Source organism: Enterobacter sp. 03-F-07-AD-ECC, from assembly GCF_047530935.1.
Classification (GTDB): domain Bacteria; phylum Pseudomonadota; class Gammaproteobacteria; order Enterobacterales; family Enterobacteriaceae; genus Enterobacter; species Enterobacter cloacae.
Genome location: NZ_JBLKBZ010000001.1, coordinates 383093 through 404077 on the forward strand (window position 1 = coordinate 383093; position 20985 = coordinate 404077).

Annotated in this window: 17 protein-coding genes; 13 read left to right on the forward strand and 4 right to left on the reverse strand. The window is 53.2% G+C overall.

Annotated elements, in window-relative coordinates:
• The first annotated feature begins 39 nt into the window (after window positions 1-39).
• Window positions 40-567: an anti-virulence regulator CigR family protein gene (locus ACMWKA_RS01820; protein WP_414759944.1), complete on the forward strand. Its 528-nt coding sequence runs from the start codon at window positions 40-42 to the stop codon at window positions 565-567.
• 36 nt (window positions 568-603) lie between these two features.
• On the opposite strand, the gene pflA is transcribed toward ACMWKA_RS01820, so the two are convergent.
• The 4 genes from pflA to ycaO form a co-directional block, all read right to left on the reverse strand.
• On the reverse strand, window positions 604-1344 hold the full coding sequence (gene pflA, locus ACMWKA_RS01825) for a pyruvate formate lyase 1-activating protein (RefSeq protein WP_014831281.1): 741 nt from the start codon (window positions 1342-1344) through the stop codon (window positions 604-606).
• Window positions 1345-1542: 198 nt separating this feature from the next.
• On the reverse strand, window positions 1543-3825 hold the full coding sequence (pflB, locus tag ACMWKA_RS01830) for a formate C-acetyltransferase (RefSeq protein ID WP_013097311.1): 2283 nt from the start codon (window positions 3823-3825) through the stop codon (window positions 1543-1545).
• Between the two features lie 51 nt (window positions 3826-3876).
• On the reverse strand, window positions 3877-4734 hold the full coding sequence (gene focA, locus ACMWKA_RS01835; RefSeq protein ID WP_013097310.1) for a formate transporter FocA: 858 nt from the start codon (window positions 4732-4734) through the stop codon (window positions 3877-3879).
• A gap of 406 nt (window positions 4735-5140) precedes the next feature.
• Complete coding sequence (gene ycaO / locus ACMWKA_RS01840; RefSeq protein WP_414759945.1) at window positions 5141-6901, reverse strand: 30S ribosomal protein S12 methylthiotransferase accessory factor YcaO; 1761 nt, start codon at window positions 6899-6901, stop codon at window positions 5141-5143.
• A 127-nt stretch (window positions 6902-7028) separates the two neighbouring features.
• On the opposite strand from ycaO, the gene ACMWKA_RS01845 reads away from it, so the two are divergent.
• The 12 genes from ACMWKA_RS01845 (at window position 7029) to kdsB (ending at window position 20919) form a co-directional block, all read left to right on the forward strand.
• Entirely contained in the window at window positions 7029-7721 is a 693-nt protein-coding gene (locus ACMWKA_RS01845) for a DUF421 domain-containing protein (protein ID WP_013097308.1), read from the forward strand.
• Window positions 7722-7883: 162 nt separating this feature from the next.
• Window positions 7884-8972 carry a 3-phosphoserine/phosphohydroxythreonine transaminase gene (gene serC / locus ACMWKA_RS01850; RefSeq protein WP_095440418.1) on the forward strand — a complete coding sequence of 363 codons (1089 nt, stop codon included), beginning with the start codon at window positions 7884-7886 and terminating at the stop codon, window positions 8970-8972.
• Window positions 8973-9040: 68 nt separating this feature from the next.
• Window positions 9041-10324 (forward strand): 3-phosphoshikimate 1-carboxyvinyltransferase, encoded by a 1284-nt coding sequence (aroA, locus tag ACMWKA_RS01855; RefSeq protein WP_414759946.1) that lies wholly within the window; start codon window positions 9041-9043, stop codon window positions 10322-10324.
• Between the two features lie 185 nt (window positions 10325-10509).
• Entirely contained in the window at window positions 10510-11193 is a 684-nt protein-coding gene (cmk, locus tag ACMWKA_RS01860; RefSeq protein WP_013097305.1) for a (d)CMP kinase, read from the forward strand.
• Window positions 11194-11304: 111 nt separating this feature from the next.
• Window positions 11305-12978, forward strand: coding sequence for a 30S ribosomal protein S1 (rpsA, locus tag ACMWKA_RS01865; RefSeq protein WP_008499966.1), 1674 nt, complete (start codon window positions 11305-11307; stop codon window positions 12976-12978).
• 170 nt (window positions 12979-13148) lie between these two features.
• Complete coding sequence (gene ihfB / locus ACMWKA_RS01870; protein ID WP_003858233.1) at window positions 13149-13436, forward strand: integration host factor subunit beta; 288 nt, start codon at window positions 13149-13151, stop codon at window positions 13434-13436.
• 214 nt (window positions 13437-13650) lie between these two features.
• Window positions 13651-15915 (forward strand): ComEC family protein, encoded by a 2265-nt coding sequence (locus tag ACMWKA_RS01875; RefSeq protein WP_058651190.1) that lies wholly within the window; start codon window positions 13651-13653, stop codon window positions 15913-15915.
• 36 nt (window positions 15916-15951) lie between these two features.
• Window positions 15952-17700, forward strand: coding sequence for a lipid A ABC transporter ATP-binding protein/permease MsbA (msbA, locus tag ACMWKA_RS01880; RefSeq protein ID WP_013097303.1), 1749 nt, complete (start codon window positions 15952-15954; stop codon window positions 17698-17700).
• Entirely contained in the window at window positions 17697-18674 is a 978-nt protein-coding gene (gene lpxK / locus ACMWKA_RS01885; RefSeq protein WP_058660291.1) for a tetraacyldisaccharide 4'-kinase, read from the forward strand. The genes msbA and lpxK overlap by 4 nt, the downstream gene beginning before the upstream one ends.
• A 44-nt stretch (window positions 18675-18718) precedes the next feature.
• The gene (locus ACMWKA_RS01890) at window positions 18719-19948 is read left to right on the forward strand and encodes a winged helix-turn-helix domain-containing protein (RefSeq protein WP_058651193.1); all 1230 of its coding nucleotides are present in this window, start codon (window positions 18719-18721) and stop codon (window positions 19946-19948) included.
• Window positions 19949-19993: 45 nt separating this feature from the next.
• The gene (gene ycaR / locus ACMWKA_RS01895) at window positions 19994-20176 is read left to right on the forward strand and encodes a protein YcaR (RefSeq protein WP_013097300.1); all 183 of its coding nucleotides are present in this window, start codon (window positions 19994-19996) and stop codon (window positions 20174-20176) included.
• A complete protein-coding gene (gene kdsB / locus ACMWKA_RS01900; RefSeq protein ID WP_013097299.1) occupies window positions 20173-20919 on the forward strand; it encodes a 3-deoxy-manno-octulosonate cytidylyltransferase in 747 nt (248 codons plus the stop codon). The genes ycaR and kdsB overlap by 4 nt, the downstream gene beginning before the upstream one ends.
• Window positions 20920-20985 lie beyond the last annotated feature (66 nt).

Sequence of the window (20985 nt, forward strand, 5' to 3'; positions counted from 1 at the left end):
GATAATTCAGGTGAGTTCTAACACTAAAAGGCAGCAATCATGGCTACACGTCGTTTAACCACTACCGCACTGGCAGTAGTGTTGTCTTTAACGTTTGCTACAGCACCGGTCATGGCTAACCCTGGAAACGGGAATGGCGGTGGTGGTCACGGTAACAGTGGCGGACAAGGTAATGGCGGTAATCACGGCAACGGGAATTCCGGCAATCATGGCAACGGAATGTCCGATACTCATGGCAATAAAAAAAGTGGTATGGACAACCCGGGTAAATCGAATAAAAGCGTCAGCGATGATGTCGATGCTCGCGTGAGCTTCGATCATGCTCGCCATCTGGCAGTGAACTATGGATTAACGGGGTATAAATCGCTGCCTCCGGGCATTGCTAAAAACCTCGCACGCGGCAAACCACTGCCTCCAGGCATTGCGAAGAAAACCGTGCCAGCCTCCATGCTGGGCCAGCTCCCTAACTATCCTGGCTATGAATGGCGCGTGGTCGGTGACGATCTGGTCCTGGTTGCGCTGAGTACTGCGATTGTGACTTCCATTATTAATGGTGTCTTTAAATAAAATACAAAAAGGCCCGGTTCTTACCGGGCCTCTTCTTTAATACATGACCTTGTGTCCGTATTGTTCCAGAATACCTTTCACGCGCTCCATCGTTTCTTTCTTCGGCGGCTTAACGCCATCAAGCTTATATTCTTCACCCATCGCCACCCATTTATGTTTACCCAGCTCATGGTAGGGCAGAAGCTCAATTTTCTCGACGTTGCCCATATCGCGGGTAAATTCGCCCAGGCGATGTGCGGAATCATCATCATCAGACCAGCCTGGAACCACGACATAGCGGATCCAGGTTTTGATGCCCTTGGCTGAAATATATTTGGCGAACTCCAGCGTACGGTGGTTGGATACGCCAACCAGGTTCTGGTGGATCTCATCATTCATCTGTTTGAGATCGAGCATGACCAGGTCGGTGACTTCAAGCAATTCATCGATGACCGGATCGTAGCGGCGCACAAACCCGTTCGTGTCGAGGCAGGTGTGTATGCCTTCTTTGTGGCAGGCGCGGAACCAGTCGCGCACAAATTCCGCCTGAAGAATGGCTTCACCACCGGATGCGGTGACGCCTCCGCCGGACGCGTTCATAAAGTGGCGGTAAGTCACCACCTCTTTCATCAGATCTTCAACGGTCACTTCTTTGCCGCCGTGCGTATCCCATGTGTCACGGTTGTGGCAGTACAGGCAGCGCATCAGGCAGCCCTGGAAAAAGGTGATAAAACGGATGCCCGGGCCATCAACAGTGCCACAGGATTCAAAGGAGTGAATGCGACCAATAATTGACATTGCGGTGATATCTCCGAATTTGGCCCATCCCGGGGCCTGTGTTGATGCACAGCTCAAAGGCTATGTCGAGTCTGTTTTGGCTGTTATCCATTCAGTATAGATAGCGGCCAAAAGAGACTGGGGTGGGGAAGAAAAAGGCCCCACTGACGTGGAGCCTTTATTGTACGCTTTTTAACGCGTGATTTCAGTCAATTCCAGTTACATGGACTGAGTGAAAGTACGGGTGATAACGTCCTGCTGCTGTTCTTTAGTCAGGGAGTTAAAGCGTACTGCGTAGCCAGATACACGGATGGTCAGCTGAGGATATTTCTCAGGGTGTTCCATCGCATCAAGCAGCATTTCACGGTTCATGACGTTCACGTTCAGGTGCTGACCACCTTCGATGGACGCTTCGTGGTGGAAGTAACCATCCATCAGACCCGCGAGGTTAGTTTTACGCACTTCGTCGTCTTTACCCAGCGCGTTTGGCACGATAGAGAAGGTGTAAGAGATACCATCTTTCGCGTAAGCAAACGGCAGTTTTGCAACGGAAGTCAGAGAGGCAACCGCACCTTTCTGGTCACGACCATGCATTGGGTTAGCACCTGGGCCAAATGGCGCGCCAGCACGACGACCGTCTGGGGTGTTACCGGTTTTCTTACCATACACAACGTTAGAGGTGATGGTCAGAACAGACTGAGTCGGGATAGCGTTACGGTAAGTGGTCAGTTTCTGAATTTTCTTCATGAAACGTTCAACCAGGTCAACCGCCATGTCATCAACGCGAGCGTCGTTGTTACCAAACTGCGGATATTCGCCTTCGATTTCGAAGTCGATAGCCAGACCGTCTTCGTCACGAATTGGTTTAACTTTCGCATATTTGATAGCAGACAGGGAGTCAGCAGCAACGGACAGACCTGCGATACCACACGCCATGGTACGGATAACGTCACGGTCATGCAGCGCCATCAGAGAGGCTTCGTAGCTGTACTTGTCGTGCATGTAGTGGATAACGTTCAGTGCAGTAACGTACTGTTTCGCCAGCCAGTCCATGAAGTGATCCATGCGATCCATGACTTCGTCATAGTTCAGCACATCGCCTTTGATTGGTTCAGACTTAGGACCAACCTGCATTTTCAGTTTTTCATCAACGCCGCCGTTGATAGCGTACAGCATGGTTTTCGCCAGGTTTGCACGCGCACCGAAGAACTGCATTTGTTTACCAACAACCATTGGGCTTACGCAGCATGCGATAGCGTAGTCGTCGTTGTTGAAGTCCGGACGCATCAGGTCATCATTCTCATACTGCAGAGAAGAGGTGTCGATGGACACTTTAGCGGCGAATTTCTTGAAGTTCAGAGGCAGTTTTTCAGACCACAGAACGGTGATGTTTGGCTCCGGAGAAGGACCCATGGTGTACAGGGTGTTCAGGAAGCGGAAGCTGTTTTTGGTGACCAGAGTACGGCCATCTACGCCCATACCACCGATAGATTCGGTTGCCCAGATTGGGTCACCAGAGAACAGTTCATCATACTCTGGGGTACGCAGGAAGCGAACCATACGCAGTTTCATGACCAGGTGGTCAATCATTTCCTGAGCGTCTTGCTCGGTGATTTTACCTGCTTTCAGGTCACGTTCGATGTACGCGTCCAGGAAGGTGGATACACGACCGAAGGACATTGCTGCACCGTTCTGAGACTTAACCGCGGCCAGGTAGCCGAAGTAGGTCCACTGGATAGCTTCCTGAGCGTTAGTTGCAGGACCAGAGATATCGCAGCCATATTTAGCAGCCATCTCTTTGATCTGACCCAGCGCACGGTGCTGTTCAGCGATCTCTTCACGCAGACGGATGGTCGCTTCCAGGTTTACGCCGTTTTCCAGATCGGACTGCAGGGAAACGAACTGCGCGTATTTGTCTTTCATCAGGAAGTCGATACCGTACAGCGCAACGCGACGGTAGTCACCGATGATACGGCCACGGCCGTAGGCATCTGGCAGACCAGTCAGAACACCGGATTTACGGCAGTTCAGAATGTCTTTGGTGTAAACATCGAATACACCCTGGTTGTGGGTTTTACGGTATTCGGTGAAGATTTTTTTCAGCATTGGGTCCAGCTCGCGGTTGTACGCTTTGCAGGAACCTTCAACCATTTTGATACCACCGAACGGGATGATCGCACGTTTCAGTGGTGCTTCAGTCTGCAGACCAACGATTTTCTCAAGGGCTTTGTTGATGTAACCAGCATCGTGAGAAGTGATGGTGGAAGCAACGGAGGTGTCAAAATCAACTGGCGCGTGAGTGCGGTTTTCCAGTTTTACGCCTTCCATTACGCTGTCCCACAGCTTGGTGGTCGCTTCAGTTGCGCCAGCCAGGAAGGATTCGTCACCTTCATACGGGGTATAGTTTTTCTGAATGAAGTCACGTACGTTTACTTCATTCTGCCAGTCACCTTTTGCAAAACCTTCCCAGGCTGTGGCTAACTTTTCATTAAGCTCGGACATGTAACACCTACCTTCTTAAGTGGATTTTTTATTTACTGCCTGAGATAACCATCAATGATGATCGTCGCCACGCAGGTAAATGACCCAGTATGTCAACCCAACTAACAGACCCCCACCGATAATGTTCCCGATAGTGACAGGGATCAGGTTATCAGTAATGAAATTCATAATAGTCAGGTGAGAGAAACTTTCCGGGGTTGAACCAACTGCAGTCCAGAACTCCGGGCTCGCAAAGTTGCGGATTACAATACCCATTGGGATCATAAACATGTTCGCGATACTGTGCTCGAAGCCGCTGGCAACAAACATCGCAACCGGCAGAACCATAATCATGGCTTTGTCCATCAGGCTACGGCCGGAGTAACTCATCCATACCGCCAGACAGACCATCAGGTTCGCGAGGATGCCAAGTGCAACCGCTTCGATAAATGTGTGGTGCATTTTGTGGTCCGCGGTCTGCAGGACGTTCAGTCCCCAGCCACCGTTGGCGGTCATATACTCGCCAGAGAGCCACATCAACAAAACAAAGAGCAGACAGCCAATCAGGTTACCAACATAGACGTTAAGCCAGTTGCGCGCCAGTTGACCCCAGGTAATTCTTCCGCTGGCTTTTGCTACGACAATCAGCACCGTTGAGGTGAAGAGGTCGGCGCCACAGATAACGCACAGAATCAGACCCAGTGAGAAGCAAATGCCGCCAATCAGTTTGGCCATGCCGTAAGGCATCGCGGCAGTACCGGTGGTGGCAGTGATGTAGAAGACGAACGCGATAGAGATGAACACACCAGCCGTGATCGCCAGATAGAACGTCTTCATCGGGTGTTTCGTTGCTTTATAGACACCTGCTTCTTCGGCCACTTTGGCCATCGCAGCAGGGAGTAAAAGATCAAAAGGGTTGTCAGCTTTCACACTAACTCTCTCTTTATTAAGTCGGCGACGAGATACTAACAAAGCATTATAGAAGAGAAATTGATATAGATCATATCTCGCCTGGCTTATAGGCCCGCAGTGTGTATGGTTTTACGACAAATGCGGTGTAAGTTTTTGATTATCCGTATAAAAATAAATTTTAAAAGTTATGAAAAGAGTTGAATTTTTTCGGTCGGCCACCTCTGAAACAGTTAATTAATATGGAGTATTTGCCATAAAAAGTAACAGTAAAGCCCAGGCAAATATTATTATATTTACCCATATTTAACTTTATTATTACATTCAACGTTCATTGCCGAAAAAAATAAAAAACGGGGCAATGAAATTGCCCCGTAATATAGCCCAGACGATTAAATACGCCTACTGCTGATAATGTTATATGCGCTTATTTTGACCAGTAAGCGGCTTTTGCTTTCTGCAGTTTTTCATAGGCCTTCAACAGCGACTGATGCGCAGGGAAGGCTTTCAGATCGCTGTCGACCGCCTGCAGTCCGTAGAATGGCGCTTCGCCGCTCAGGGCCGCGCTGGCGGCTTCTACCGCCTCGGCACCGTACATGCGCACGAAGGCATTCAGGTACTGCAGTGGCTCACGATCCTCTTCCTGCGCAAGAAGCAGGAGGGTTTGCAGGCAGCGGTAGTAGTTGGTGCGCTCGGCAGAGAACACTGACTGGTTGAATTCCATGGTCCACTCGGTCCAGGCCAGGGCCTGATCCAGATCGCCGCCAGCCAGCGCCAGCATCGCTTTCAGCTCGCCGATGCGCAGGGTATACCAGCCGTTGTCTTTACCGGTAGCCAGACCCAGCAGTTCACGTACGCGCGTGAAGTCATCATGGCCTTCGTCGTCCAGCTGGGCGATCAGGTTCAGATAATCCTCTTTTTCCCACTCGCTGCCTGGCAGGGCCAGCAGCGTTTCACGCAGGTGCGCACCCATGCTGTTGTTTGCCAGCCACAGATCTTCAGCCGGATAGATATCGGACATGCCCGGCACCAGAATACGGCAGGCGTAAACACCCAGGTGTTCGTAGTCAGCAATGTAGACTTCTTTATCTTCCGCGTTGAAGATGGCCATCAGGGTAGCGAACTCTTCTTCGGTCGTACCGGCAAAGCTCCAGTCGACGAATGGATAGTCTGCGTCCTGCTTGAACATATCCCAGGAGATCAAACCGCTGGAGTCGATGAAGTGGGTTTCGAGGTTGGTATGCTCGGCCACTTCTTCGTCGTCAAAGGTTGGTGGAGTAAATACATCGAGATCTTTCAGGCTACGGCCCTGCAGCAGCTCGGTGACGGTACGCTCCAGCGCCACGCCGAAGTCAGGATGCGCGCCGAAGGAGGCGAAGCAGGTGCCGTTCGTCGGGTTAAACAGCACAACGCAGATAACCGGGTATTTACCGCCCAGCGAGCCATCATACGCAAAGATAGGAAAGCCTTCTGCCTCCAGCTTAGCAATGGATTCCACCACGCCCGGATAGCGCGCCAGCACGTCGGCCGGAATTTCAGGCAGACTGATGGATTCAGCAATGATGCGGTTTTTAATGTGGCGCTCAAACACTTCTGACAGCCCCTGCACACGCGCTTCATTGCGGGTATTACCGGCGGACATGCCGTTAGAGACATACAGGTTACCGACAATGTTCATCGGGATGTACACGGTCTGTTCATCAGACTGACGGGTGAACGGCAGGGCGCAGATCCCACGCCCTTCATTACCCGACTGCAGATCGATCAGCATGCTGGCGGTCAGTTCATTTTCCGGATCGTAGAACGCACGCAGACGGGCATCCAGAATGCCTTCCGGCAGTTCATCGTCTTCGGTCAACGGGAACCATTTTTCATTGGGATAGTGAACAAACGGGCCGTTAGCAATGGTTTCACCCAGCCAGAAATCGGCGAAGAAGTAGTTGGTCGACAGACGTTCAAAATACTCACCCAGCGCAGAAGCCAGCGCCGCTTTTTTCGTCGCGCCTTTACCGTTGGTAAAGCACAGTGCACAGTCTTTATCGCGAATATGCACGGACCAGACGTGAGGCACTGGATTAAGCCAGGAGGCTTCTTCGATATTAAAGCCCAGGTCGGTCAGTTTCTGCTGGAAGCGAGCGATGGAATCTTCCAGGGCGGCGTCTTTGCCGGGGATAAACGTTTGAGTCATGGCGTTCACTTTTATCGTACGTAAAGCGCGCAATGATACGGGTTTTGCGTGACGGGTGCTATCTCCGGCGAAAATAAAAGACTGGGCTATGCTTACTGTCAGTAACTGACTGTTAAGGCATAAAAAAATGAAAGCATTCGATCTGCAAAGGATGGCGTTTGATAAAGTCCCACCCGAATTTTTAGGCGAAGTGGCGCTGCGTAGTCTGTATACCTTCGTCCTGGTCTTCCTGTTTCTTAAAATCACCGGTCGGCGTGGCGTACGGCAGATGTCGCTGTTTGAGGTGCTGATCATTCTGACGCTGGGTTCAGCGGCGGGGGATGTCGCTTTTTACGATGATGTGCCAATGGTGCCGGTGTTTATTGTCTTCGTCACGCTGGCGCTGCTTTACCGGCTGGTCATGTGGCTGATGTCGAAAAGCGAAAAGCTGGAAGACATGCTTGAAGGGAAACCCGTCGTTATCGTTGAGAATGGACAGCTGGCCTGGGAAAATGTCCAAAGCGCCAATATGACCGAATTTGAGTTCTTTATGGAGTTGCGGCTGAACAGCGTGGAGCAGCTTGGGCAAGTGCGTCTGGCGATAATGGAAACGAATGGGCAAATCAGCGTGTATTACTATCCTGACGACGAGGTTAAGCCAGGGCTCTGTATTCTGCCGGATATGTTGATCGAGCGGTTTAAAACGGTACCGGAATCCGGCGAATATGCCTGTGTAAGATGTAGCCATGTCGTTGCCATGCACGTGGGCGATCATCAATTATGTCCCCGCTGTACAAATCCGGAATGGTCGAAGGTTAGCCGGGCCAAACGCCTTGTCTGACAGCCATTTTGTCGGTTTTGTGACAGCGAGGCGACAGATTGTATTGTGTGACGAAGGGCACATTTCACCGGTCATAAGTTTTAGACATTGCGGCGCGTGTCACTGAATGATAAAACCGATATCCACAGTTATAACTTATGGCTTTTAGCGTGGTGAGGGGAAATGGCTCAAGTCTTTAATTTCAGTTCAGGTCCGGCAATGTTACCGGCAGACGTGCTTAAACAGGCTCAACAGGAACTTTGTGACTGGAACGGTCTGGGTACGTCGGTGATGGAAATCAGCCACCGAGGTAAAGAGTTTATTCAGGTGGCGGAAGAAGCAGAAAAGGATTTTCGCGATCTGCTGAACATTCCCTCGAACTACAAAGTATTGTTCTGCCACGGTGGTGGACGCGGCCAGTTTGCTGGCGTACCGCTGAATATTCTGGGTGACAAAACCACGGCAGACTATGTTGACGCTGGCTACTGGGCGGCCAGCGCGGTGAAGGAGGCGCACAAGTATTGCACGCCAAACGTCATCGACGCCAAAGTGACTGTTGATGGCCTGCGTGCCGTGAAGCCAATGAGCGAGTGGCAGCTCTCTGACAACGCCGCGTATCTGCACTACTGCCCGAACGAAACCATTGACGGGATTGCCATCGACGAGACGCCGGACTTCGGTAAAGACGTGGTGGTTGCTGCTGACTTCTCCTCCACCATTCTCTCTGCGCCGATTGACATCAGCCGCTACGGTGTCATCTATGCGGGTGCGCAGAAAAATATCGGCCCTGCAGGCCTGACTATCGTCATCGTACGTGACGATCTGCTGGGTAAAGCGCATAAATCCTGCCCGTCGATTCTTGATTACACTGTGCTGAACGATAACGACTCCATGTTCAACACCCCACCGACGTTTGCCTGGTATCTCTCCGGCCTGGTCTTTAAATGGCTGAAGCAAAACGGCGGCGTGGCGCAGATGGACAAGATCAATCAGCAGAAAGCAGAACTGCTGTACGGCGTCATTGATAAGAGTGATTTCTATCGTAACGATGTGGCGAAAGCCAACCGTTCCCGCATGAACGTGCCGTTCCAGCTGGCGGACAGCAACCTGGATAAAGTTTTCCTGGAAGAGTCCTTCGCCGCAGGTCTGCATGCGCTGAAAGGTCACCGTGTGGTAGGCGGCATGCGCGCCTCCATCTATAACGCCATGCCGCTGGAAGGCGTTAACGCCCTGACCGATTTCATGATTGACTTCGAACGTCGCCACGGTTGATTGCGCTGTTTTCACCCCCGTAGCCCTGCTGCGGGGTTTTTATTATGTTGAGTTGAGAGTTAAGTTTCATGGAATCCCTGACGTTACAACCTATCGCGCGGGTAGATGGCACCATCAATCTGCCTGGTTCAAAAAGTGTCTCGAACCGCGCTCTGCTGCTGGCAGCTCTGGCAAACGGCACCACCGTCCTCACGAACCTCCTGGACAGCGATGACGTGCGCCATATGCTCAATGCGCTGAAAGCGTTGGGAGTTCACTACACGCTGTCTGACGACCGTACCCGCTGTGAAGTGACGGGGAACGGCGGTGCGCTACGTTCAGCCGAGGAACTGGAGCTGTTTCTGGGTAACGCGGGAACCGCCATGCGCCCACTGGCGGCAGCTCTGTGCCTGGGCAGCAACAATATTGTTCTTACCGGCGAGCCGCGCATGAAAGAGCGTCCGATCGGTCATCTGGTGGATGCCCTTCGTCAGGGCGGTGCCCAGATTGACTATCTGGAGCAAGAAAATTACCCACCACTGCGCCTTCGCGGTGGCTTTACCGGCGGCAACGTCGAGGTGGACGGCAGCGTCTCCAGCCAGTTCCTGACGGCACTGCTGATGACTGCACCGCTGGCACCGCAGGATACGGTCATCACTATCAAGGGCGACCTGGTGTCTAAGCCGTACATTGATATCACCCTGCATCTGATGAAAACCTTCGGTGTGGAGGTGGAAAACCACGCGTATCAGCGCTTCGTGGTTCGCGGTGCGCAGCAGTATCAGTCTCCGGGTAACTATCTGGTTGAAGGTGACGCCTCATCTGCGTCTTACTTCCTGGCGGCAGGTGCTATTAAAGGCGGTACGGTGAAAGTGACCGGTATTGGCCGTAACAGCGTGCAGGGCGATATTCGTTTTGCTGGTGTGCTGGAGAAAATGGGTGCGGTGGTGACCTGGGGGGAGGATTTCATCGCCTGTACACGTGGTGAACTCAACGCCATCGATATGGACATGAACCACATTCCTGACGCGGCAATGACCATTGCTACCGCGGCGCTCTTTGCAAAAGGCACTACGACGCTGCGTAACATCTACAACTGGCGCGTGAAAGAAACCGACCGTCTGTTCGCGATGGCTACCGAGTTGCGTAAAGTAGGCGCCGAAGTGGAAGAGGGCGAAGACTACATTCGCGTAACGCCTCCGGCAAAACTGCAGTTCGCGGAAATCGGAACTTACAACGATCACCGTATGGCGATGTGCTTCTCGCTGGTGGCGTTGTCCGATACACCTGTCACGATCCTCGATCCGAAATGTACGGCGAAAACCTTCCCGGACTATTTCGAACAGCTGGCCCGCATCAGTACACTGGCCTGATGACATGATGCCGCATCACCCGATGCGGCATTTCCTTACGTTTTCTGACGTTTGTTCCCGCACATTTCTTCTACACTCTGCTTCATTAATTCCGTAATTTGCACGCAAAGGTAACAGTTGCGCACGTTGGCGCGTATAATGCGCGGCGTTCATGTTAACGGTATGCCTTTATTAAGGAGAAAAAGATGACGGCAGTTGCCCCGGTAATCACCATTGATGGGCCTAGTGGCGCAGGGAAAGGAACTCTGTGCAAGGCGATGGCGGAAGCATTGCAATGGCATCTTTTAGATTCGGGAGCTATCTATCGCGTGCTGGCGCTGGCAGCGCTGCATCACCATGTGGATGTTGCGTCTGAAGAGGCGCTGGTTCCGCTGGCTGCGCATCTGGATGTGCGTTTTGTCTCGACCGATGGCAACCTCGAAGTGATCCTGGAAGGGGAAGATGTGAGCGGCGAAATTCGTACGCAGGAGGTTGCTAACGCTGCCTCTCAGGTGGCGGCTTTCCCGCGCGTTCGTGAGGCCCTGTTACGCCGTCAGCGTGCTTTCCGTGAAGCACCCGGCCTGATCGCTGACGGACGAGATATGGGGACGGTGGTATTCCCTGATGCGCCAGTGAAAATTTTCCTTGACGCCTCCTCGGAAGAACGGGCTCAACGCCGCATGCTTCAGTTGCAGGAGAAGGGGTTTAGTGTTAACTTTGATCGCCTTTTATCCGAGATAAAAGAGCGCGATGACCGCGACCGTAACCGCGCCGTAGCCCCACTTGTTCCTGCAGAAGATGCATTAGTTCTGGATTCCACCAGTTTAACTATTGAGCAAGTGATTGAAAAAGCGCTACAATATGCGCGCCAAAAACTGGCACTCGCGTAATTGCGACCGATTTAGCAGTACCCCCGCTGCAATGGATTGACGGCGGGTATGTGAAACAACCCCATCCGGCACGGAGCCAGGTGGACGTTAATATTAACCTGAAGATTAAACATGACTGAATCTTTTGCTCAACTGTTTGAAGAATCCTTAAAAGAAATCGAAACCCGTCCGGGTTCCATCGTTCGCGGTGTTGTTGTTGCTATCGACAAAGACGTAGTACTGGTTGACGCCGGTCTGAAATCTGAGTCCGCCATTCCGGCAGAGCAGTTCAAAAACGCCCAGGGCGAGCTGGAAATCCAGGTAGGTGACGAAGTTGACGTTGCTCTGGACGCAGTAGAAGACGGCTTCGGCGAAACCCTGCTGTCTCGTGAAAAAGCTAAACGTCACGAAGCATGGATCACGCTGGAGAAAGCTTACGAAGAAGCTGAAACTGTGGTCGGTGTTATCAACGGCAAAGTTAAAGGTGGCTTCACTGTTGAGCTGAATGGTATTCGTGCGTTCCTGCCAGGTTCTCTGGTAGACGTTCGTCCAGTCCGTGACACCCTGCACCTCGAAGGCAAAGAGCTTGAGTTCAAAGTAATCAAGCTGGACCAGAAGCGTAACAACGTTGTTGTTTCCCGTCGTGCCGTTATCGAATCCGAAAACAGCGCAGAACGCGATCAGCTGCTGGAAAACCTGCAGGAAGGCATGGAAGTCAAAGGTATCGTTAAGAACCTCACTGACTACGGCGCATTCGTTGACCTGGGCGGCGTTGATGGCCTGCTGCACATCACCGACATGGCGTGGAAACGCGTTAAGCACCCAAGCGAAATCGTGAACGTGGGCGACGAAATCACTGTTAAAGTGCTGAAGTTCGACCGCGAGCGTACTCGTGTATCCCTCGGCCTGAAACAGCTGGGCGAAGATCCATGGGTAGCTATCGCTAAGCGTTACCCAGAAGGTACCAAACTGACTGGCCGCGTGACCAACCTGACTGACTACGGCTGCTTCGTTGAAATCGAAGAAGGCGTTGAAGGTCTGGTACACGTTTCCGAAATGGACTGGACCAACAAAAACATCCACCCATCCAAAGTTGTTAACGTTGGTGACGTAGTGGAAGTTATGGTTCTGGATATCGACGAAGAACGTCGTCGTATCTCCCTGGGCCTGAAGCAGTGCAAAAACAACCCATGGCAGCAGTTCGCGGAAACCCACAACAAGGGCGACCGTGTTGAAGGTAAAATCAAGTCTATCACTGACTTCGGTATCTTCATCGGCCTGGACGGCGGCATCGACGGCCTGGTTCACCTGTCTGACATCTCCTGGAACGTTGCAGGCGAAGAAGCAGTTCGTGAATACAAAAAAGGCGACGAAATCGCAGCAGTTGTTCTGCAGGTTGACGCAGAGCGTGAGCGTATCTCTCTGGGCGTTAAACAGCTCGCAGAAGATCCGTTCAACAACTGGGTTGCACTGAACAAGAAAGGCGCAATCGTAAACGGTAAAGTGACTGCAGTTGACGCTAAAGGCGCAACCGTAGAACTGGCTGACGGCGTTGAAGGTTACCTGCGCGCTTCTGAAGCTTCACGTGACCGCGTTGAAGATGCCACTCTGGTTCTGAACGTTGGCGACGATGTTGAAGCTAAGTTCACCGGTGTTGACCGTAAGAACCGTGCAATCAGCCTGTCTGTTCGTGCGAAAGACGAAGCTGACGAGAAAGATGCAATCGCTACTGTTAACAAACAGGAAGATGCAAACTTCTCTAACAACGCAATGGCTGAAGCTTTCAAAGCAGCTAAAGGCGAGTAATATCAAGTCCTCAGCATCCTTTGAGCGGTAACGCATTTATCGCGCGAAGGATGAGGAGCAAACTTGACAGATTGCAGGATTCGTCCTGTAATCAATAACAAAGGGCGGCTACGGCCGCCCTTGTTTAATGAGCTGTTCAGCTAATTGGTTTGAAAGGAACCGGAGGAATCATGACCAAGTCAGAATTGATTGAAAGACTTGCCAGTCAGCAACCGCATATCCCAGCTAAAGCAGTGGAAGATGCCGTAAAAGAGATGCTGGAGCATATGGCCACCACTCTTGCCCAGGGCGAGCGCATTGAAATCCGCGGTTTCGGTAGTTTTTCTCTGCACTATCGTGCTCCACGTACCGGGCGTAACCCGAAGACTGGTGATAAAGTCGAGCTGGAAGGTAAGTACGTTCCACACTTTAAGCCGGGTAAAGAACTGCGCGATCGCGCCAATATTTACGGCAACTGAGTTTAGCCATCTGGTTAAACTGGGTTCAAAAGAAAGCACCTCCGGGTGCTTTTTTTGTACTTATCGTTTTTATTCTGAAGCTGTGCCGCAATCCCCGTGTCGTTTTCTGCAAACCGACAAAAACAGTGCAGCGTGCGCTGTAACCTGCATTTTATTCAACTGACGCCTCTCTCCCTCTTCTTACATACTGCCGCCCTGAAACAGGGAGGTCGTAATGGGAATTCCCACACTAAGTCTGTGCGCCATTCTGGCGATAGTGCCGCTACTCTGGTTACCAGAACTACCTGCACGGCATACTGTATGGACCATGGTTGCCGGTGGGTTGGTGCTGGGCTTACAGCGAAGCTTCAGTCTGAAGTGTATCGGTATGGGGTTGTTATTTTGCGCGTGGGGCATTCTGGCTGCGCAGGAAAGCGTCTGGCCGATGCAGCATTTAACCACCGGTGCAGTCAAGGCTGAGGTAGAGATCACCGCCACCGATGGCGCAACAGTCCATCAGGGGAAAATCGTTGCACTTAATGGCAAACGCTGGTGGGCATCGACGGGCATCGTGCTGTATGGCAATTACCTGCCGCAAAAGGCCTGCGCGGGTCAGCGCTGGGCCATGACGCTCAGGCTCAGGCCTGTACACGGTGAACTGAACGACGGGGGATATGATCCTCAACGAAATGCTTTTGCCCGGCATCAAACGTTAAGCGGACGTTTTACGCGGGCAGAAATTATTGATGAACGCTGCAGCTTGCGTGCCCGCTATCTGTCATCGCTGCACGACACGCTTTCAGCCTATCGTTGGGGAGCGGTGATCCTGGGGCTGGGGATGGGCGAGCGCCTGGATGTGCCCCGGGAAATAAAAACACTGATGCGTGAAACCGGCACGTCGCATCTGATGGCTATCTCGGGTTTGCACATCGCGCTGGCGGCTTCCATCGTCTGGTTGCTTGCCAGGGGTATTCAGTTTTTATTGCCGTGTCAGTGGATCCGCTGGCAGATGCCACTGCTTGCGGGACTGTTTTTTGCGGCCTTCTACGCATGGCTAACGGGTTTGCAGCCGCCAGCATTACGCACGGTCATCGCGCTTGCGGTGCTGGCCGCTCTGCGGATCGGCGCGCGTCAGTGGTCTGCATGGCAGGTCTGGTGTAGCTGTATTGCAGCGATACTCATCGTTGATCCGCTGGCGGTGCTTTCTCAAAGCCTGGCGTTGTCAGCGTTTGCTGTCGCGGCCTTGATTTTCTGGTATCAGTGGCTGCCACTCCCCAGCTGGCGCTGGACTCGCCGGGTGCGACCCCTGATAAATTTACTCTATCTGCAGGTTGGGATGTTGCTGCTGCTCCTGCCTTTGCAGGTGTTGATGTTCCATGGCTTCAGCGTCTCTTCGCTGGTGGCCAATCTCTTTGCCGTTCCGCTGGTGACCTTTATCTCGGTTCCGCTGATCCTGCTCGGTATGCTACTGCACCTGCTCCCGCTGGTCCCCCTGGAGACTGGCGTATGGTTTGCGGCAGATAAGTCCCTGGCCGGTTTGTTCTGGCTGCTGCAGCGTCTGCCTGATGGCTGGCAGGACGTCGATGAGCGCTGGCAGTACCTGACATTGCTGCCCTGGCTGGCCATTATCGGCTGGCGCTTTCGCTCCTGGAAAAGCATGCCGGCGGTGTGTCTGACAGGAACTGTCGTGCTGGCATCCCCATTCATGCAAACGGCGAAAACCGATAGCTGGACGTTGCATATGCTGGATGTGGGGCAGGGGCTATCAATGGTTATTGAGCGGCAGGGTAAAGCGCTTCTATACGACACCGGTCCCGGCTGGCCTGGGGGAGACAGTGCGCAGCAGTTGATCATTCCGTGGTTACGCTGGCATCACCTGCAACCAGATGGCGTTATTCTCAGTCACGAGCACCTGGACCATGCTGGTGGTCTGGCATCGCTGCAGGCGGCATGGCCAGACTTGTGGGTACGAAGCCCGCTGGGGTGGGCGCAGCATCTTCCCTGCTTTCGCGGGCAGCAGTGGAAATGGCAGGGGTTAACATTCACCGTCCACTGGCCACCGGCTGGATCCACTGCCCAGGGTAACAATCGCTCCTGCGTGGTTAAAATTGATGACGGTGAGCAGAGTGTTTTGCTGACAGGGGACATTGAAGCGCAAGCGGAACAGGCTATGCTTAGCCATTACTGGCGTTATCTGACGTCAACGGTGATACAGGTGCCGCACCATGGCAGTAATACCTCCTCATCGTTGCCGCTGGTACAACGGGTGGGAGGCGAAATCGCGCTGGATTCTGCGGCCCGTTACAATGCGTGGCGATTCCCGTCAGTGAAGGTGGTGAAGCGTTATCGAAAAGAGGGCTATGTCTGGCACGATACCCCTCATTCGGGCCAAATATCGGTGACGTTTTCGCAACATGCCTGGCAAATCCGACGGTTGCGGGAGCAATATTTACCGCGTTGGTATCATCAGTGGTTTGGCGCGCCCGTCGATAACGGGTAGAATATGCGGCTATTTCAACAGATGCTGGTTTTTTGAATGCATAACGACAAAGATCTCTCCACGTGGCAAACCTTCCGCCGACTCTGGCCGATGATTGCACCTTTTAAAGCAGGTTTAATCGTGGCGGGTATAGCGTTAGTTCTCAACGCAGCCAGCGATACTTTTATGTTATCGCTCCTCAAACCGTTACTGGATGACGGTTTTGGTAAAACGGATCGCTCAGTGTTGCTATGGATGCCTCTGGTGGTGATCGGACTGATGATCTTACGCGGTATCACCAGCTATATTTCCAGTTATTGCATCTCCTGGGTGTCAGGAAAAGTGGTCATGACAATGCGCCGTCGGCTGTTCAGCCACATGATGGGCATGCCGGTGGCCTTCTTTGACAAACAATCGACAGGTACGTTGTTGTCACGTATCACCTATGACTCAGAACAGGTGGCATCCTCTTCCTCCAGCGCACTGATTACCGTTGTGCGTGAAGGTGCGTCAATTATCGGTCTGTTCGTGATGATGTTCTATTACAGCTGGCAGCTGTCGCTGATCCTCATCGTGCTGGCTCCGGTTGTTTCTGTCGCGATCCGCGTCGTCTCAAAGCGTTTTCGCAATATCAGTAAGAATATGCAGAATACGATGGGGCAGGTGACCACCAGCGCTGAACAGATGCTGAAAGGACATAAAGAGGTGTTGATTTTCGGCGGGCAGGAGGTCGAAACAAAACGCTTCGATAAAGTCAGCAACAAAATGCGTCTGCAGGGGATGAAAATGGTCTCGGCCTCTTCAATCTCTGATCCCATTATTCAGCTGATTGCCTCTCTGGCTCTGGCATTCGTCCTGTATGCGGCAAGCTTCCCGAGCGTAATGGAAACGCTGACGGCGGGAACCATCACCGTTGTGTTCTCTTCCATGATTGCGCTGATGCGTCCGCTGAAGTCGCTGACCAACGTTAACGCCCAGTTCCAGCGCGGGATGGCAGCATGCCAGACGCTGTTCAGCATCCTGGATTCTGAGCAAGAGAAAGACGAAGGTACTCGCGTCATTGAGCGCGCAAAGGGCGATGTCGAATTCCGCAACGTGACCTTCACTTACCCTGGCCGTGAAGTTCCAGCATTACGTAACATCAACCTGACCATTCCGGCAGGCAAAACCGTTGCGCTGGTCGGCCGTTCCGGTTCGGGTAAATCGACGATTGCCAGCCTGATTACCCGTTTCTACGACATCGATCAGGGTGAAATTCTGTTAGACGGTCACGACCTGCGGGAATACACCCTGCAGTCGCTGCGTAACCAGGTTGCGCTGGTGTCTCAGAACGTGCATCTGTTCAACGATACTGTTGCGAACAATATTGCCTATGCGCGCACTGAAGAGTACAGCCGCGAGCAGATTGAAGAAGCCGCTCGCATGGCCTATGCCATGGACTTTATTAACAAGATGGACAACGGCCTGGATACCATCATCGGTGAGAATGGAGTTCTGCTCTCCGGTGGTCAACGCCAGCGTATCGCCATCGCCCGTGCACTGCTGCGTAACAGCCCTATTCTGATCCTTGACGAAGCAACCTCTGCTTTGGATACAGAATCTGAACGTGCAATTCAGTCTGCGCTGGATGAACTGCAAAAGAACCGTACATCACTGGTGATTGCGCACCGCCTGTCAACGATTGAACAGGCTGATGAAATCGTCGTTGTGGAGGATGGGGTCATTGTAGAACGCGGTAGCCATACCGATTTACTGGCACAGCGTGGTGTTTACGCTCAGCTCCATAAGATGCAGTTCGGCGAATGATTGCCCGCATCTGGTCCGGTGAGTCCCCGCTGTGGCTGCTGCTTCTGCCGCTCTCCTGGCTGTATGGTCTGGTGAGCGGCATTATCCGTCTGTTTTACCGTCTGGGGCTAAAGCGGGCGTGGCGTGCGCCGGTGCCGGTTGTCGTGGTGGGCAACCTTACGGCAGGGGGGAACGGTAAAACCCCTGTGGTCATCTGGCTGGTTGAGCAACTGCAAAAGCGCGGCATCCGCCCCGGCGTGGTGTCGCGAGGTTACGGCGGAAAAGCGGCGCACTATCCACTGCTCCTGACGCCGGACACGACGACCGCCGAGGCGGGGGATGAGCCGGTATTGATTTATCAGCGCACTGGCGCGCCTGTCGCAGTCTCTCCGGTGCGTAGTGATGCTGTTCAGGCGTTGCTTGCCGAACACGACGTGCAAATAATTATTACCGATGACGGTCTGCAGCATTACGCGCTGGCGCGTGATAAAGAGATTGTGGTCATTGATGGCGTCCGCCGTTTTGGCAACGGCTGGTGGCTGCCTGCAGGCCCCATGCGTGAACGCGCTTCGCGCCTGAAGTCCGTGGATGCGGTGATTGTCAACGGCGGTGTGGCACAGCCGGGGGAGATCCCGATGCAACTCCAGCCAGGCATGGCAATTAACCTGTTGACCGGTGAACGACAGGCCGTTTCCCGGCTACCCGCGCTGGTCGCGATGGCAGGTATTGGTCATCCTCCGCGTTTCTTCGCAACGCTGGAACAGTGTGGTGCCCGCCTTGATAAACGTGTTCCGCTGGCCGATCACCAGGCGCTGGTGGCGGAGCAGGTAGACGCGTTGACAACATCCGGTCAGACATTAATCATGACCGAAAAAGATGCGGTGAAATGCCGCGCTTTTGCGAAAGAAAACTGGTGGTATCTGCCGGTTGACGCTGAACTCAGCGGCGAGCAGCCGGAACACTTGCTCCAGGAACTGATTGCGTTGGTGCATTAAGAGCTTACGCGGTTCTGGTGGCGCTTTGACTGACAGGAAAACGCATGTCTTTACCGCAACTCTCGCTTTCAGCCGCACGTAACTTGCACCTTGCTGCGCAAGGACTTCTTAAAAAGTCCCGTCGCCGCGCGCAGCCTGCCGATATCCTCACTACCGTGCAACGCATGTCGTTGTTGCAAATCGACACCATCAACATTGTGGCTCGTAGCCCCTACCTGGTGCTGTTCAGCCGGCTGGGCAATTATCCGCCTCAGTGGCTCGATGATGCGCTCAGCAAGGGAGAGCTGATGGAATACTGGGCACATGAAGCCTGTTTCCTGCCCCGCAGCGATTTTGCCCTGGTTCGCCATCGTATGCTTGCCCCGGAAAAAATGGGCTGGAAATACCGGCAGGCGTGGATGCACGAGCATGCGGCTGAAATTGAGCAGCTCATTGCCCATATCGCGGAAAAGGGGCCAGTACGTTCCGCGGATTTTGAACATCCACGAAAAGGGGCAAGCGGCTGGTGGGAATGGAAACCGCACAAGCGTCATCTCGAAGGGTTGTTTACATCAGGCAAGGTGATGGTAGTCGAGCGGCGTAATTTTCAACGGGTGTACGACCTGACGCAGCGGGTGATGCCTCACTGGGACGACGAGCGCGACCTGCTCACACAGGAGGCAGCCGAAGCCATCATGCTTGAAAACAGCGCCCGCAGTCTGGGTATTTTCCGTCCGCAATGGCTGGCCGATTATTACCGTCTCCGACAGCCCACGCTGAAACCGTTGCTGGATAATTGGCAGCGCGAGCAGCGGGTTATCCCGGTCTCTGTAGAGAGGTTGGGCGAAATGTGGCTGCATGCGGATTTACTCCCGCTGCTGCCACAAGCTGAAGCAGGTAAACTTCAGGCAACCCATAGCGCGGTGCTGTCACCTTTTGATCCGGTGGTCTGGGACAGAAAACGGGCCGAGCAGCTGTTTGATTTCAGCTACCGGCTGGAGTGCTACACTCCCGCGCCAAAGCGCCAGTACGGTTACTTTGTTTTGCCCCTGCTGCACAAAGGTCAACTGGTAGGGCGCATGGATGCCAAAATGCACCGTAAAACCGGCACGCTAGAGGTCATTGCGCTGTATCTGGAAGAGGGCGTCAGGATAACCGCGACCCTGGAAAAAGGGTTAACATCCGCCATCAATGATTTCGCCTGCTGGCAGAAGGCCTGCGAAGTGACGCTGGGCCGCGTGCCTGACGGACTCTTTACATCCTGTCGAAGTGGCTGGGAAACAGGCACGCCCTGAAAAGGGAATGTGATAAGCTTTAGCGATTACCCATACGGAGGAACTATGGATCACCGTTTACTTGAAATTATTGCCTGCCCGGTGTGCAACGGCAAACTCTACTATAGCCAGGACAAACAAGAGCTGATTTGCAAACCGGACAGCCTGGCTTTCCCGCTGCGTGACGGTATTCCGGTACTGCTGGAAAACGAAGCCCGTTCCCTGGTGGCTGAAGAGAGCAAACCATGAGCTTTGTCGTCATTATTCCTGCCCGTTACGCCTCAACGCGTCTGCCGGGTAAGCCGCTGGTAGATATCAACGGCAAGCCAATGATTGTGCATGTCCTTGAACGCGCCCGTGAGTCCGGCGCTGACCGTATTATCGTGGCCACCGATCATCCTGATGTTGCGCGTGCGGTTGAAGCCGCAGGCGGGGAAGTGTGCATGACCCGCGCCGATCACCAGTCTGGTACTGAACGACTGGCTGAAGTGGTTGAGAAATGCGCATTCAGCGACGATACGGTAATCGTTAACGTGCAGGGCGACGAACCGATGATCCCGGCGGCGATTATTCGTCAGGTGGCGGAAAACCTGGCGCAGCGTCAGGTTGGCATGGCAACTCTCGCGGTACCTATCCACCACGCGGAAGAAGCGTTCAACCCGAACGCGGTGAAGGTTGTGACGGATGCGGAGGGCTATGCGCTTTATTTCTCCCGTGCCACCATCCCGTGGGATCGCGATCGCTTTGCGGTGTCCAAAGAGACCATTGGCGATACCTTCCTGCGCCATATTGGCATCTACGGCTATCGCGCGGGCTTTATTCGCCGCTATGTAACCTGGACACCGAGTCCGCTGGAGCATATTGAAATGCTGGAACAGCTTCGTGTGCTCTGGTATGGCGAAAAGATCCACGTTGCCGTCGCCGAAGAGGTGCCTGGTACAGGCGTAGACACCCCAGAAGATCTTGAGCGCGTTCGCGCTGAATTGCGTTAATCCTTGCGGCATCCCTCTTTTGGGAGGGATGCACTCCGCCGTTTATTTTCTCTTATCTTTTCCATA

Excerpts from the sequence above, each read along its gene's own strand:
- ACMWKA_RS01820 (WP_414759944.1), top strand. The coding sequence starts at position 40 with ATGGCTACACGTCGTTTAACCACTACCGCACTGGCAGTAGTGTTGTCT.
- msbA (WP_013097303.1), top strand. The coding sequence starts at position 15,952 with ATGCATAACGACAAAGATCTCTCCACGTGGCAAACCTTCCGCCGACTC.
- ycaO (WP_414759945.1), bottom strand. The coding sequence starts at position 6,901 with ATGACTCAAACGTTTATCCCCGGCAAAGACGCCGCCCTGGAAGATTCC.
- rpsA (WP_008499966.1), top strand. The coding sequence starts at position 11,305 with ATGACTGAATCTTTTGCTCAACTGTTTGAAGAATCCTTAAAAGAAATC.
- ycaR (WP_013097300.1), top strand. The coding sequence starts at position 19,994 with ATGGATCACCGTTTACTTGAAATTATTGCCTGCCCGGTGTGCAACGGC.
- ACMWKA_RS01890 (WP_058651193.1), top strand. The coding sequence starts at position 18,719 with ATGTCTTTACCGCAACTCTCGCTTTCAGCCGCACGTAACTTGCACCTT.
- cmk (WP_013097305.1), top strand. The coding sequence starts at position 10,510 with ATGACGGCAGTTGCCCCGGTAATCACCATTGATGGGCCTAGTGGCGCA.
- lpxK (WP_058660291.1), top strand. The coding sequence starts at position 17,697 with ATGATTGCCCGCATCTGGTCCGGTGAGTCCCCGCTGTGGCTGCTGCTT.
- pflA (WP_014831281.1), bottom strand. The coding sequence starts at position 1,344 with ATGTCAATTATTGGTCGCATTCACTCCTTTGAATCCTGTGGCACTGTT.
- ACMWKA_RS01845 (WP_013097308.1), top strand. The coding sequence starts at position 7,029 with ATGAAAGCATTCGATCTGCAAAGGATGGCGTTTGATAAAGTCCCACCC.
- ACMWKA_RS01875 (WP_058651190.1), top strand. The coding sequence starts at position 13,651 with ATGGGAATTCCCACACTAAGTCTGTGCGCCATTCTGGCGATAGTGCCG.
- aroA (WP_414759946.1), top strand. The coding sequence starts at position 9,041 with ATGGAATCCCTGACGTTACAACCTATCGCGCGGGTAGATGGCACCATC.
- serC (WP_095440418.1), top strand. The coding sequence starts at position 7,884 with ATGGCTCAAGTCTTTAATTTCAGTTCAGGTCCGGCAATGTTACCGGCA.
- ihfB (WP_003858233.1), top strand. The coding sequence starts at position 13,149 with ATGACCAAGTCAGAATTGATTGAAAGACTTGCCAGTCAGCAACCGCAT.
- pflB (WP_013097311.1), bottom strand. The coding sequence starts at position 3,825 with ATGTCCGAGCTTAATGAAAAGTTAGCCACAGCCTGGGAAGGTTTTGCA.
- kdsB (WP_013097299.1), top strand. The coding sequence starts at position 20,173 with ATGAGCTTTGTCGTCATTATTCCTGCCCGTTACGCCTCAACGCGTCTG.